Here is a 13,817-nt window from a genome sequence, read left to right on the forward strand (position 1 = left end):
ATGTGGATATTCGATAGAGATTTATGGTCTGAGATTTTTGCCACGTTGGGTAAGAACTTGTTTCGCACATTTTTGACAATGCTTGGGGTGATTATAGCGATGATCATTTTGGTACTCTTGTTGGGTGGGGCCAATGGAATGAGTAACGGTTTTCAAAAAATATTCGCTGGTACGGCATCCAATAGCCTGTTCATTTGGAGTCAAAGTACTTCGGAACCTTATAAGGGTTTTGAACGGGGACGGAAAATACAGTTCAAACTAGAGGATGCGGAAATTTTAAAAGAGCAGATCAAGGAAATTGAGGTTTTGGCACCAAGAATTGAACTTGGCAGTCATAGAGGCATTGTTACGGTCTATAGAAAGGGGTTGACAAGCGGGTCGAATGTATATGGTGATTACCCAAATATTGATGAGATCATGAAAAAGAAATTGGTAGAAGGCCGGTTTCTTAATGAGAACGACATGACAGATGCCAAAAAAGTTTGTGTAATCGGTGAAGAAACCTATAAACTTCTTTTTGAAAAAGGAGAAAATGCTATTGGAGAAGATGTAAGGATCAATGGGGTTTTCTTTAACATCGTAGGTATCTACAAACCGAACCAAAATATAAATATTGATGGTGAGAATTCTGTCTATATCCCTTTTACTACGTTTCAAAAAGCTTTTGGTTCAGGAGATAATATGGGATGGATGGCCATATCGGTACAGCCAGATACCAAAGTGCCTGTTGTTGAAAGTGAAGTCAAACGTTTATTGAAGAACAAATATGATATCAACCCCATAGATGAGCGGGCCATAGGCAGTTTTGACCTTTCTGAGATTTTCAATAATGTATCCGCCTTTACGGGTGTATTGCAAGGGGTATCCTTTTTCGTAGGTATCCTCACCCTTTTGGCTGGGGTAATCGCCATTAGTAATATATTGTTGATTACAGTAAAGGAACGCACCAAAGAAATTGGTATTCGCCGTGCTTTGGGTGCAACGCCTAAGGTCGTAAAACGTCAAATAGTGTTAGAATCAATCGTAATTACAGTTTTTGCTGGCTTCGTAGGCTTTTCGATAGCCGTCGGCTTTTTGGCGATTGCAAATAATATAATCGGGGATAATAGTGATTTACCATTTTATAATTTAATGGTGAGCATCCCACAGTTTTTAACCTCTTTTATTTTGATGGTGGGTCTTAGTGTTTTAATAGGTCTCATACCTGCCAATAGGGCCATCAGAATAAAACCAATTGATGCCTTAAGAGAAGAATAAGACAGCAACCAAAATAGAATAAATAACAATCAAATAGTTGAGCATGAACAAGTATGTAAAGTACGGATTACTAGGAGTAGTGGTGATAGGAATACTCGCCGCGGTAGTATATTTTTTGAAAAAGAACAGCACCCCTTTAAAAACATATGAGACCGAGCAAGTGGTAAGAAGGGACATTGTCAATAAAGTGGTTGTGACCGGCAAAGTGATTCCTGAAGATGAAATTGAAATAAAGCCACAGATTTCTGGAATTATCGAAAAAGTATATTTGGAGGAAGGTGCTCAGGTAAAAGCAGGGGATTTAATTGCGACTATTAAAGTAGTCCCAAATGAACAGTCCATGAACCAAGCTAGCGGACGCGTCAGGACCGCAGAACTGGCACTTAACAATTCAAAAATAGAATATGATAGAAACAAGACCCTTTTTGATAAAGGGGTAATCTCCAGTCAAGATTTTAATACCCAACAATTAACCTATAACCAGGCGAAGCAAGAGTTGGAAAATGCCAAGGCTGATTATCAAATTATTAAAGTTGGTTCTGCAGGAGGCTCATCTAGTGCCAATACTAACATTAGGGCAACGGTTACCGGCACCTTATTAGAGATTCCCGTTGAAGTTGGGGACCAAGTTATACAAAGTAACAACTTTAACGATGGTACCACTATAGCGACCATTGCCGATATGTCAAAAATGATTTTTGAAGGAGAAGTTGATGAGGCCGAAGTGGGTAAATTGAAGGTAGGTATGCCGCTAGAAATTAGTATGGGTGCCCTACAGGACGAAAAGTTCAATGCTAAATTGAAGTTTATAGCTCCAAAGGGAGTCGAAGAAGAGGGTGCGGTACAGTTTAAAATAGAAGGAGATCTTGTGGTTGCCGATAGTACAAACGTACGTGCGGGATATAGCGCTAACGCCGCTATAGTTTTAGAGGAAAAAAAGGATGTGCTCTCCATAAAGGAAGCTTTATTGCAATTCGATAAGGACTCCAACAAACCTTACGTGGAGGTTGAAACAGGCGAAAACACCTTTGAAAAGAAAGAGTTGGTTTTAGGCGTAAGTGATGGTATCGATGTGGAAATCATTTCGGGCATCGATGAAAATGCCAAAATAAAAATCTGGAATAAATTAGAAGCCAAGAGCCAAGATAAAGGGTCTGGCGGAAATTAAAATTCATCAATCAAATCAAAAAACGAATCGTACGACCAACGGTGACATTGGTTTAAAAAAGAAAACAAATGAAATTAAAAATTACAGGATTACTACTCTTATTTTCTGTTGTGGGAATAATGGCACAGCAAAAGAAATGGACTTTGGAAGAATGTGTATTCTACGCGGTGGAAAATAATCTTACGGTAGCCCAAGCTGAACTGGACTTGGAAAATGCAGATATTGATAAATCAGATGCTATAGGAGCCTTATTGCCTACTCTTAATTCTACCCTTAGTGCATCGGCCAACACAGGTCTTGCTATCGATCCAACCACCAACACTGCGATTAATACAACTTTCTTTTCAGCCTCTGGAAGCATGACTTCTTCGATAACCTTATTTGATGGACTGAGAAATTATAATCGAATAGAAAGGGCTAAATTAAATGCAATTAGTAATCAGTATAGATTGGATAATATTAAGGATGATATTAGACTGAACGTTGCCAACGCATATTTACAAGTACTTTCTAATAAAGAATCGTTAAAAGTTTTTAAGGCCCAATATGCGGTTACGGAACAAGATTTAAAACGAACCAAAGAATTGGTGGATTCTGGAGTGGTAGCTCGGGGCGACCTTTTAGAATTGGAAGCTACTGCGGCCAATCAGGAACAACAAATTGTAAATGCCGAGAGCCTCATTTTAATTTCTAAAATTAGTTTAGCGCAATTACTAGGTATTACAGATTATGAGAATTTCGATATCGCAGAAGAAGAATTTGAAATTCCTCCTTCAGATATTTTAGATAACTCCGCCAAGACTATTTTCGATAAAGCATTGACCTTTAGAAATGACATCAAATTCGCCTTATCGGGAGTTGAATTGGCCCAAAAAGATTTGGATATCGCAAAGGGTGCAAGATATCCTACTGTGGGTGCCTTTATAAATTATAACACAAGATATTCGGACCAGAACAGGGATTTTTTAACTGGTGAGAAAATTCCATTTAAAGACCAATTGTATATCAATGATGGTATATCGTATGGCGCACAAATTAATATTCCAATCTTTAATGGATGGAGTGTTCGCAATAATATTAAAAGATCTAAGATTAGCGTAGATATTGCTCAGATTGAATATCAGCGAACCAAATTACAATTGGAAACGAACGTAAATCAGGCTTATGTGGATGTTAGGAGTTTTTATAAATCCTACGAGGCTGCCCAAAAAACATTGGAAGCAAGACGTTTAGCCTATCAATATTCTAAAGATCGTTTTGATGTCGGTCTAATGAATTCCTTCGATTTTAGTCAAGCGCAGGCCCGAGTAGATAATGCTGAAGCAACCTTGATACGGACCAAATATGATTATATATTCCGTTTGAAAATTTTGGAGTTCTATTTTGGAATCCCTATTTCTTTAGATTAAGTAAAACAACAAGTTGAGAAAGCCTGTAATTTTATGAATTACAGGCTTTCTCATTTTAGGCTATGTGATACCTTTGCACTATGGCATTAATTTTAAATTTAGAAACCTCGACCACCAATTGTTCCGTTAGTTTAGCGAAGGAGGGGGACATAATTGTTTTAAAGGAATTGAATTCGGCCAATTATTCACACGCTGAAAAATTACATGTTTTTATAGAAGATGTAATGCGGGATGCTGGTAGTGAAATGCAAGATTTAGATGCGATTGCCGTAAGCAAAGGCCCTGGTTCCTATACCGGTCTTCGCATAGGGGTTTCTGCAGCTAAAGGTCTTTGCTACGCTTTGGATAAACCGCTGGTATCCATTTCAACCTTAGAAAGTATGGCTGCCCAATTGGTTTCGACCGAAGAAAAAGTAATTATCATCCCCGTTTTGGATGCCAGACGTATGGAAGTGTATGCAGCAGTTTTTGACGGACAATTGCATCAAATCAGGGAAACTAGGGCTGAGGTAATCAATGAGAATTCTTTCCAAGAATATCGGGATTCAAAATCGTTACATTTTTTAGGAAGTGGCGCACAGAAAATAAAGGATATTTTAGATCAAGCCAACATACAGTTTCATTGCGAAATTGTGCCGTCAGCAAAGGAAATGGCGCGCCTCTCATTTCAAAAATTCACGAATAATGATTTTGAGGACGTGGCCTATTTTGAGCCTTACTACCTGAAAGATTTTGTGCTTCAGACAAAAAAACAAATCGGATCAAAACCTTGAAAAAAATAAAAAGTCCTTGAAATTATAACTTCAAGGACTTTTTAAAATAAGTTGATGACCTACTTAGCTTTTCATTTGGGTAATCACCCGTTGTGGGAAAGGTATCTCGATACCAGCGGCATCAAAGCGATACTTGATTTCTTCCATTACGTGAAAGTGCGCTGCCCAGAAATCTGGATTATTCGCCCAAAAACGTAAGGTCAAATTCACTGAGCTATCGGCCAATTCCCCTACATATACTTCCGGGGCAGGTTCTTTGAGTATGGTTTCATGTTCATTACAAATCGCTAATAGTATTTCTTTAGCCTGTTTAATATTGGAACCATAGCCGATACCTACATCTATTTTATCTCTACGTGTATCCAGAGCATTGTAGTTGATGATCGTATTGTTTGAAAGTTGTCCGTTGGGTATAATTGCAATCTGATTGCCAAATGTGCTCAATTTGGTCGTGAAAATCGATATTTCCGTGACAGTACCGTCAATGCTCTGGGCAGAAATAAAATCTCCTATCTTAAAGGGCTTGAACAACAGAATAAGGACTCCACCCGCAAAATTTGCTAATGAACCTTGTAACGCTAAACCAATAGCTAAACCGGCAGAGGCCAATACAGCTACCAAAGATGTTGTTTGTACCCCTAATTGGGTTATCACGAGAACAAAGAGCATTATTTTTAACGCTATATTGATGAAGCTTTGCAAAAATGATTCTAGGGCCAAATCATAATCCTTTTTCAAAAAGAACTTACGAACCATATTATTGATAAACCGAATAATATAAGTACCTACTATTAAAAGTATAACGGCATATAAAAAATTGGGTAGAACGGCCCAAAGCCAATCTATTGCTTTATCGGCATGTTCCTGTAAATTCCAAAATTCATCCATATAATCACTGTGTTTTTAGTTCGCCAAAATTTAACTATTGACTCGTATATCAATCAATTATTTCAGGCTAAACAATTGTTAATTTTTGGCTTTTATCAGTTTTAAAGCCTCATGGGTTTTTTCCGTTGGCAGTTGGCAAGCTCCTTCTTGACAGATGTATATCAAAGTTTTTCCTTCAACATACCTTTCTTTTAAAAGGGGCAGTTCGCTTTTTTCCTTCGAAGCGGCAAAGATAACGTTAGGTAAATAATTTTTTTGTAAAATTCCGCTGATTTCTCTTGATTTTTCACCTACAATGGCTATCTCATAAAATCTCTCATTCTTTACAAGTGAAAGATGTAGCCAATTCGCATGGCTTTGGGGATTTTTTTTAATAACTGAATCCATGGTCGATAGCATGGTTTCTAATCGTTGTTGATATCCGTTTTCGGGATAGTATTTTGAAAGTAGAAATAGATTATGCGCCATAATAGAATTGGACGATGGAATTACATTATCGGCTATTTCTAAGGTTCTTCGAATTAATTTTTCGTCATTGTCCGAAGTGAAAAAGAACAATCCCGTCTCTAAATCTGTAAAATGATTTAGAACATAATCTGATAAGTTAACACTTTGCTGCAACCATTTTTCATCGGCAGTGGCTTCGTACAACCCTAGAAACCCTTGAATAACCGCCGCGTAATCTTCCAAGAATCCTGTAATACTGCCTTTTCCATTTTTAAAATTATGGTATAACGAACCATCTTCCTTAATTAAATTGTTCAGGATAAAATTGGCCAAATCTTGTGCTAAAACTAAATATCTATCTGTTCCTAAATGTTTGTAGGCGTTGGTAAGTCCTGTAAGGGCCAATCCATTCCATGAGGTCAGTATTTTATCATCTAGTCTCGGCGATTTTCTTTTTGACCTTTCCTTCTTGAGTATCTTCAAGCAAGATTCTATTTTTTCAATCAGTTTTGCTTTGGGAATCTCGAATTTGGCAGCGATAGCACTTTGTTCGCCATCTCTTATCAATACGTAATTATCGTGCTCCCAAAATCCATAGGAGTTGATATTGAAATATGTCTTGAAAATTTCGAAATCATCGGAAAGCAGTTCTTTTAATTGCTGCTCTTGCCAAACATAATAGGCACCTTCTACTAATTTTCCTGTAGACGTAAGGCTATCCGCATCCAAAGAGGAATAAAAAGCACCATTCTTATGCAGTAATTCTTCCTCTAAAAACGAGATGGTTTTTTGAACTGTGTTTTTGTAAAGTTCATTTCCTGTGGCGGCATACGCTTTAGCGTAAAGACTAATTAAGAGTCCGTTATCATACAGCATTTTTTCAAAGTGGGGCACATGCCATTTCGTATCTACCGAGTATCGTGAAAATCCGCCCCCGACATGATCAAAAATACCACCCCAGGCCATTCTGGTCAGGGTGGTATTTAAATATTCCTGTATCTCAACATTGTTTTCAGAAATGGCATAATGCAAAAGAAAATTTAGATTTACTGGCATCATGAATTTGGGAGCCCTTTTATATCCGCCGAAAAAAGTATCGAAATAGGTCGACCAGTCCTTTATAATTTCGGTAATATCAGAGGTTTTTAAAATATCCGGGTTTTTTGTCGTGGATATGGTGTTTATTTCTATTAGTCCATGTTCCATATTCTCGGCATATCCTATGATCTTAGAGGGGTCGGTTTCGTATAATTCGCCGAGTTGTTGTAAAACCTGTATCCATGCCTCTTGTTTAACAAAGGTGGCTCCCCAAAAAGGTCTGCCGTCTGGAAGTGCCACAATATTCAATGGCCAACCCCCGGCACCAGTCATCATTTGTAGTGCATCCATATAGATATGGTCGATGTCGGGTCGTTCTTCCCTATCGATCTTAATGTTCACGAAATGGGAGTTCATGGTATCGGCTACTTCTTCATTTTCAAAACATTCATGTTCCATGACATGGCACCAATGACATGCAGCATAACCAATACTAATAAGTAGTAATTTATTTTCTTTTTTTGCCCGTTGCAGTACCTCGGGATGCCATGCTTCCCAATGTACAGGATTGTGGGCATGCTGTAAGAGATAGGGACTGGTTTCCTTAATGAGGTTGTTGGTGAATTTTTCTTTCATGGTCCTGTGAATTAAGAATGGTGGATCTAAAAAACAAAAAAAGCGCCGATCGGCGCTTTTTTAATTGTAACGAGCAGTTTTAGTTTACTTCAAAAGTAATTTTTACGTTAACCCTATAGTTTTTTATTTTTCCGTCCTCAACGGTCGCACTTTGCTCATGAATATAAACGGATTTTATGTTTTTCACCGATTTAGAGGCTTCTGCAACAGCTTGCTTAGCTGCATCTTCCCAACCTTTATCAGAATTTGCCAATATTTCAATAACTTTTAAAACTGCCATAATAGTGTGTTTTTAAATTCACCCTAAGTTACAAAAATTAAGAGCAGGGTTTAATCCATTTGCATGACAAATTAACCGTTAAGCGCAACAACCTCACTTACTTTATCGCCCATCATATTCTTTAGCATGGTTTCGATTCCATTTTTAAGGGTAAATGTAGATGAAGGGCAACCGCTGCAGGCACCCTGTAAAATCACATTTACCGTTTTGCTTTCCGGTTCGTACGATTTAAATAGTATATTGCCTCCATCACTTGCTACCGCAGGTTTTACATACTCTTCCAAAATATCGACGATTTCCTGAGAGGTCTCGTCAAGCGCAATTTTATTTTCTACGGTGATGGTTTCTGAAACTTGGGTAGTACTTGTAGATTTTGCAGTATCTGCTACAATCTCTTTGCCATCTGCAATGAAATTTCGAATAAGTTCGCGAAGCTCGATAGTTATGTCTTCCCAATCTGCTACTTCATACTTGGAAACAGAAACATAATTCTCATCGATAAAAACCTGTTTTACAAACGGAAATTGGAATAGTTCCATTGCCAATTTTGAGTTTCTTGCTTCATCTATATTCTTGAATTCAAAAGTAGAACCTACAATTTTTTTACTGGCAACAAATTTCATGGTAGAAGGGTTGGGGGTAACCTCTGCATAAACGGTTACAGGTATAGGCTTGTCCATATCTTCCTCAATTACAATGGGTTCACCGGAATTCAGATACTCGACCAATTGTTGGGCCACCTCATCCTTAACATCTTCCCATTTTACAATGTCATACCGTTCCAATCCAATAAAATCACCCGAAATATAAACTGTTTTTATAAATGGCAAATAGAATAATTGCTGGGCCAAGGGTGAATTTTTGGCTTCGTCTATATTTTTGAACTCGTAATTTTTACGCTGTACCAAAAGATGATTGGCTTCAAACTTAAGTATATTGGGGTTATTGGTTTTAACAACCGTAATAGAATATTCTTTCATGCTCGTTTAATTTACGCAAAAATACAAAGGAATTCTTAGTTTAGGCCTATATAATAATGTTGCGGTTAACCCGTTATACACTTTAAAGTGTCAAAACTAACTCCCAGTTTTAAAGCCCCATAATGAAGTACAACCTAGTATTGTTATTTGCTTTGCTTTTAGTGGGCTCAAAGTCTATTGGTCAGGAAGGTATACCCGTTTATTTTGATTATTTGTCGGACAACTATTATTTGGTATTCCCTTCGATGGCTGGTATCGGTCAAGGCGGTAAAATAAGGGCAACCGCAAGAAAACAATGGTTTGATGTGGAAGATGCGCCGAGCCTACAGACCATAAATGCACATTTTAGGATCGGGGATACGCCTAGTGGTGTTGGAGCCATAATTTTCAATGATGCCAATGGTTACCATTCTCAAACGGGATTAAAATTGACCTACGCCCATCATTTACGCATGGGCGGAGATGATATTAGAATATTGAACCAATTGTCGTTTGGACTAAGTGGTACCATCTTACAAAGTAGTTTAGATGAAACGGAATTTAGGTCTGTTGATTCTGACCCTGCGGTATCTGGAATAAAATTAAGTGCGTCATATACAAATGTAGATATAGGTGTTTCTTATAATTTTCAGGAATTCTACACCCATTTTGCAGTAACGAATGCTTTAACGGGAAGTAAAAGAAACATATACTATAGGAACAGGCAAGATGACCCGAATCAATTAGAAATTGATAATATTCGAAGATATCTCATATCTACGGGTTATGTTTTTGGAAGAAGCGAATGGCAGGTAGAACCTTCCATTTTGTTTCAGTTGACAGAATTCACAAAAGAAAAGACAGTTGATTTCAATGCTAAAGTTTATAAGGATGTCGACTTTGGTAGAATTTGGGGCGGACTTTCCTACAGAAGAAGTTTTGACGGTGCTCAGTTTCAGAGCAATGGTTCTTTCGGAGAGCAACGTTTACAACTGATAACACCCATAGTAGGGGTCAATTTTAATAATTTCATGGTATCTTATAACTACTCCTACCAAATGGGCGACATCCGATTTGATAACGGTGGATTTCATCAAATAACCATCGGTTATGATTTTGGACAGGCCGAGCGCAAGTACGATTGTTATTGTCCCGCAGCAAACTAATAAAGGTCTATCCAATTCCAAGCTGTCCCAGTTAATCTATTCCATCTAATTTTCGCCAGTAGCTTTTTCTTGTCTCAGTCGCCAAGAAAACCCTCTAGTTCTTACCATTTTAAAAATTTTCAGAAGGGCAGTATAAGTCCAATCAAAAATTACCAGCTTTTTTGTTGTTAAAATAGCAGGAATTAGGGAAAACAACCATTGACTTAGGGAGTTGGTTTATTGGCTTTGTGAATGGGACAAATTACTTGTAAAAACGAACGTTTGGCGGGTTTTACTATTTTTTAGTGCCATATAAATCAGCTAAGTTTACAGTAATAAACCATGATGAAAAATCTAATTGTAAATATACTGATTTGCCTTTTTTTGGGGACTTCATTTTGTTTTTCACAAATCGAAAATGGATCTAATACATTCATTTTAAAAGGACGGGTTCAGGTTAAGAAATCGGGTAGGCCAATTTCTGGAGTTTCCATTTCATCAAATAACGGTGCATATGTTTTAACCGACGGGCTCGGTGAATTTAAAATCAGCACAAGAATAGGGGATGAACTCGTAATTGAAGACCCAGATATCGAGACGTTGAGATATCTGGTAAAGGAAAACGATGATGTGTTGATCTTAGTTGAAGATTTTACAGTTGGTAGTGGGATTAGGTCAAGTTCTTCACAAGAAATATCACTTAGACATCAATCATTACTCGATTCTGCAGAACACTTCAAAGCCAAGGATATTCAAAAAAGCATTGATTTTGTAGCTAAATCTATGGCGGTCTTGGGCGAAAGAGGGCAGAAAAAAGAGTTGGCGCGATCCCTATCTAAACTGGGTGAAATTTACCAATACCATAAGCAGTTCGATCTGGCGATCGATAATTATGAAGATGCCTTGGATGCCAACAAAACTATCGCTACGTCATTATTATTGGGCAAAGCCTATAATGATATCAATAGATTTAATGAAAGTGAAAAATTATTAAAACCCTTGTTGGATATCAAAACAGTGGTTCCGTATCAAAGGGTCGCCTTACTAGAGCTTTTGGGTGATGCAAAAAAGGGGAACAATGAAAATACCGAAGCACTACAACTGTATAATGAAGGTCTTCTAATGGCGAGTAAAAATCAGATTACCCCAAAAATGACAGACTTGAACTCTAAAATTGCGGATACGTATTCCCAAGTTAATCAATTTGTGGAAGCTGAGGCCTATTATGCGAACTCGCTAAAACTGGCCTCTCAACTCGCCCCTAAAAGGGCATTGGAGGAAAAGGAAAAGGTGGCTGATTTTTATAATAAAAAAAGTAGGTTCAATGAAGAGATCACTATGCGTAAAAACAGCCTTCAAGACCTTAAGAAGCTAAAGTCACCAAATGGAGGAGTGAAAAAATTAGCACTTGGGGATATCCTAACGGCACAACGTATAAATTACAAAATTGCTAATGCCTACATAGCTCAAGACAAGTACAACGAGGCTATTCCTTTTTTAGAGAGAAGCATCGTTGAAGCAGATTTTGATGATGATCTAGTGGTGCAAAAAGATGCGACCCGAAAACTTTCTGAAGTATATAAGGAAAAAGGTGATTTTACCAAAGCTCTAAATACCTATCAGTCATATGTGGCTTTGGTAGATTCTCTTTACATACGAAAAGAACAAGAGATTTCTAGGGCAAATCGCTTTAATAGGGAAATAGCGAATGCGCAACGTAGGCTCACTGGTCTAGAACAAGAAAGAGAACTTTCCCAAAGTAAATATGATCTGGCATTGACAGAACAGCAATTGGCGCAAGAAAGTAATAAACGGCAACAATGGATTATTTATTCGTTGATATTTGGTCTAATGTTAACTCTTTTGGCAGCTTTTTTCTTCTACCGTAGTAATCAACAGCAAAAACTAGCGAATAATTTGTTGGCTTTAAAATCGTTGCGCTCGCAAATGAATCCACATTTTATTTTCAATGCCCTTAATTCCGTGAATAATTTCATTTCCAAGAATGATGAGCGAAGTGCTAACCGGTATCTCAGTAACTTTTCTACGTTGATGCGTTCTGTACTTGAAAATTCTGAAGAAGACTTTATTCCGTTGACAAAAGAACTTGAACAACTACAACTATATATAGCTTTGGAGCATTCAAGGTTTTCGGATAAATTTGACTATCAGGTCAATATTGATAAAAACGTGCCTGTTGATGTCTATAAAATTCCTCCAATGCTGTTGCAACCCTATATTGAGAATGCCGTATGGCATGGACTTCGATATCGGGAAACAAAGGGACTCTTAGTGATTTCGGTTAAAAACAATACTGAAAATTCAATTGAAATTTCCATTACGGATAATGGAATTGGCCGTAAAAAATCGGCATCGATAAAGACCCAAAACCAAAAGAAACAAAAATCGAAAGGGATGGGCATTATCCAAAAACGGGTCGCCATATTGAACGATATGTATTCGGATAAAGTAGAAATAAAAATCAGCGATTTAGAGACCGATGGTTCTGGAACCAAAGTTCTTTTCATTTTAAAAAGGGAGAAATGAATTTAAAAGCCATTTTGGTCGAAGATGAGGCCAATAGCAGGGAAATATTAAGAAATTACCTGACTAAATATTGTCTGAATGTTACTTTGTTGGGAGAAGCGGGTTCCATAAAAGAAGCTGTGGAGTTAATTAAGAACAATGTGCTCGATTTGGTCTTTTTAGATGTTGAGATGCCTTTTGGGAATGCATTCGATGTATTGGATCAATTTCCAGAGCGGACTTTTGAAACTGTCTTTGTGACGGCATACGACCATTACGCAAAAGATGCTTTAAACAATCATGCTGCCTATTACCTTACTAAACCGATCAATATCGATGATTTGATCAATGCCGTTAATTATGTGGAAACGGTTCGTGAAAAGGAAATTTCGTTAGAAGGTGAAGTATTAAGTTCCAACTCAAAAGGAGTTCAAGGTAAGTTGACCTTGCCACAGCAAGATGGCTTCCAGATTTTGAACATTGCAGATATTTTATATTGTAAGGCCGATGATAATTATACCGAAATCCATTTGGTGGATAAAAAGATTTTGGTCAGTAAAACCTTAAAATATTTTGAGGATGCCCTGACTGATTTCCCATTCGCCCGGGTACACAAATCTTACTTGGTCAACGTAAATGAGGTGGTGAAATATCGTAAAGGAAAAGGAGGGAGTGTAGTAATGTCGAATGGAAAAGAATTATTGGTATCCGCATCAAAGAAAAAGGAATTTCTATCATATTTTAATTAAAAGGATTTTTAAGGAATGGTCAAAGAGGTAAGGGGTAAAACCCCACAAATAGGGGAAGATTGTTTTATTGCTGAAAATGCAACAATAGTTGGTGAGGTAACTATGGGAAAGCAATGTAGTGTATGGTTTAATGCGGTGATACGCGGTGATGTTAACTTTATTAAGATGGGTGATAAGGTCAATGTTCAAGATGGAGCGGTCATTCATTGCACCTACCAAAGATCTCCGACCACTATAGGTAATCATGTTTCCATTGGTCATAATGCCTTGGTTCACGGTTGCACGATCCATGATAATGTATTGATCGGTATGGGTAGTATAGTTATGGATGATTGTGTGGTAGAAAGCAATAGCATCATAGCTGCCGGCGCGGTACTCACGAAAGGAACCCATGTACCTTCTGGAAGTGTTTTCGCTGGGATGCCCGCTAAGAAAATCAAGGATATCAGTCCTGAATTAAGTTCAGGAGAGATTAACCGAATCGCTGAAGCGTATACCATGTATTCCGGTTGGTTCAAAGATTCGGAATAGTTTTGCAGTTT

The 13,817-nt window shown here is 37.7% G+C and carries 12 protein-coding genes; 8 read left to right on the plus strand and 4 right to left on the minus strand.

What is annotated here, in order from left to right; genetic code table 11:
* From ACNR9Q_RS06470 to tsaB, 4 genes are all read left to right on the plus strand, one after another.
* On the plus strand, positions 1–1,257 hold the full coding sequence (locus tag ACNR9Q_RS06470) for an ABC transporter permease (protein ID WP_419213793.1): 1,257 nt from the start codon (positions 1–3) through the stop codon (positions 1,255–1,257).
* 43 nt (positions 1,258–1,300) lie between these two features.
* Entirely contained in the window at positions 1,301–2,425 is a 1,125-nt protein-coding gene (locus ACNR9Q_RS06475; RefSeq protein WP_419213794.1) for an efflux RND transporter periplasmic adaptor subunit, read from the plus strand.
* Between the two features lie 68 nt (positions 2,426–2,493).
* Entirely contained in the window at positions 2,494–3,834 is a 1,341-nt protein-coding gene (locus tag ACNR9Q_RS06480) for a TolC family protein (protein WP_419213795.1), read from the plus strand.
* 80 nt (positions 3,835–3,914) lie between these two features.
* Complete coding sequence (gene tsaB / locus ACNR9Q_RS06485) at positions 3,915–4,607, plus strand: tRNA (adenosine(37)-N6)-threonylcarbamoyltransferase complex dimerization subunit type 1 TsaB (RefSeq protein WP_419213796.1); 693 nt, start codon at positions 3,915–3,917, stop codon at positions 4,605–4,607.
* 63 nt (positions 4,608–4,670) lie between these two features.
* Here the strand turns inward: tsaB and ACNR9Q_RS06490 are convergent, their stop codons facing one another.
* The 4 genes from ACNR9Q_RS06490 to ACNR9Q_RS06505 all read right to left on the minus strand — a co-directional run bounded on the left by ACNR9Q_RS06490 (position 4,671) and on the right by ACNR9Q_RS06505 (position 8,876).
* On the minus strand, positions 4,671–5,495 hold the full coding sequence (locus ACNR9Q_RS06490) for a mechanosensitive ion channel family protein (protein ID WP_419213797.1): 825 nt from the start codon (positions 5,493–5,495) through the stop codon (positions 4,671–4,673).
* A 78-nt stretch (positions 5,496–5,573) separates the two neighbouring features.
* Positions 5,574–7,616 (minus strand): thioredoxin domain-containing protein, encoded by a 2,043-nt coding sequence (locus tag ACNR9Q_RS06495; protein ID WP_419213798.1) that lies wholly within the window; start codon positions 7,614–7,616, stop codon positions 5,574–5,576.
* A gap of 79 nt (positions 7,617–7,695) precedes the next feature.
* Positions 7,696–7,896: a dodecin family protein gene (locus ACNR9Q_RS06500; RefSeq protein WP_419213799.1), complete on the minus strand. Its 201-nt coding sequence runs from the start codon at positions 7,894–7,896 to the stop codon at positions 7,696–7,698.
* A 71-nt stretch (positions 7,897–7,967) separates the two neighbouring features.
* Positions 7,968–8,876, minus strand: a complete 909-nt coding sequence (locus ACNR9Q_RS06505; protein ID WP_419213800.1) for a NifU family protein — start codon at positions 8,874–8,876, stop codon at positions 7,968–7,970.
* 122 nt (positions 8,877–8,998) lie between these two features.
* Here ACNR9Q_RS06505 and ACNR9Q_RS06510 point away from each other — a divergent pair, with 122 nt between their 5' ends.
* The 4 genes from ACNR9Q_RS06510 to ACNR9Q_RS06525 all read left to right on the plus strand — a co-directional run bounded on the left by ACNR9Q_RS06510 (position 8,999) and on the right by ACNR9Q_RS06525 (position 13,806).
* Positions 8,999–10,021, plus strand: a complete 1,023-nt coding sequence (locus ACNR9Q_RS06510) for a type IX secretion system membrane protein PorP/SprF (protein ID WP_419213801.1) — start codon at positions 8,999–9,001, stop codon at positions 10,019–10,021.
* Positions 10,022–10,342: 321 nt separating this feature from the next.
* Positions 10,343–12,547, plus strand: a complete 2,205-nt coding sequence (locus tag ACNR9Q_RS06515; RefSeq protein ID WP_419213802.1) for a tetratricopeptide repeat-containing sensor histidine kinase — start codon at positions 10,343–10,345, stop codon at positions 12,545–12,547.
* The gene (locus ACNR9Q_RS06520) at positions 12,544–13,275 is read left to right on the plus strand and encodes a LytR/AlgR family response regulator transcription factor (protein WP_419213803.1); all 732 of its coding nucleotides are present in this window, start codon (positions 12,544–12,546) and stop codon (positions 13,273–13,275) included. The genes ACNR9Q_RS06515 and ACNR9Q_RS06520 overlap by 4 nt, the downstream gene beginning before the upstream one ends.
* A gap of 15 nt (positions 13,276–13,290) precedes the next feature.
* Positions 13,291–13,806 carry a gamma carbonic anhydrase family protein gene (locus tag ACNR9Q_RS06525; RefSeq protein ID WP_419213804.1) on the plus strand — a complete coding sequence of 172 codons (516 nt, stop codon included), beginning with the start codon at positions 13,291–13,293 and terminating at the stop codon, positions 13,804–13,806.
* The last annotated feature ends 11 nt before the right edge of the window (positions 13,807–13,817 follow it).

This window comes from Maribacter sp. X9, assembly GCF_048537565.1.
GTDB lineage: Bacteria > Bacteroidota > Bacteroidia > Flavobacteriales > Flavobacteriaceae > Maribacter.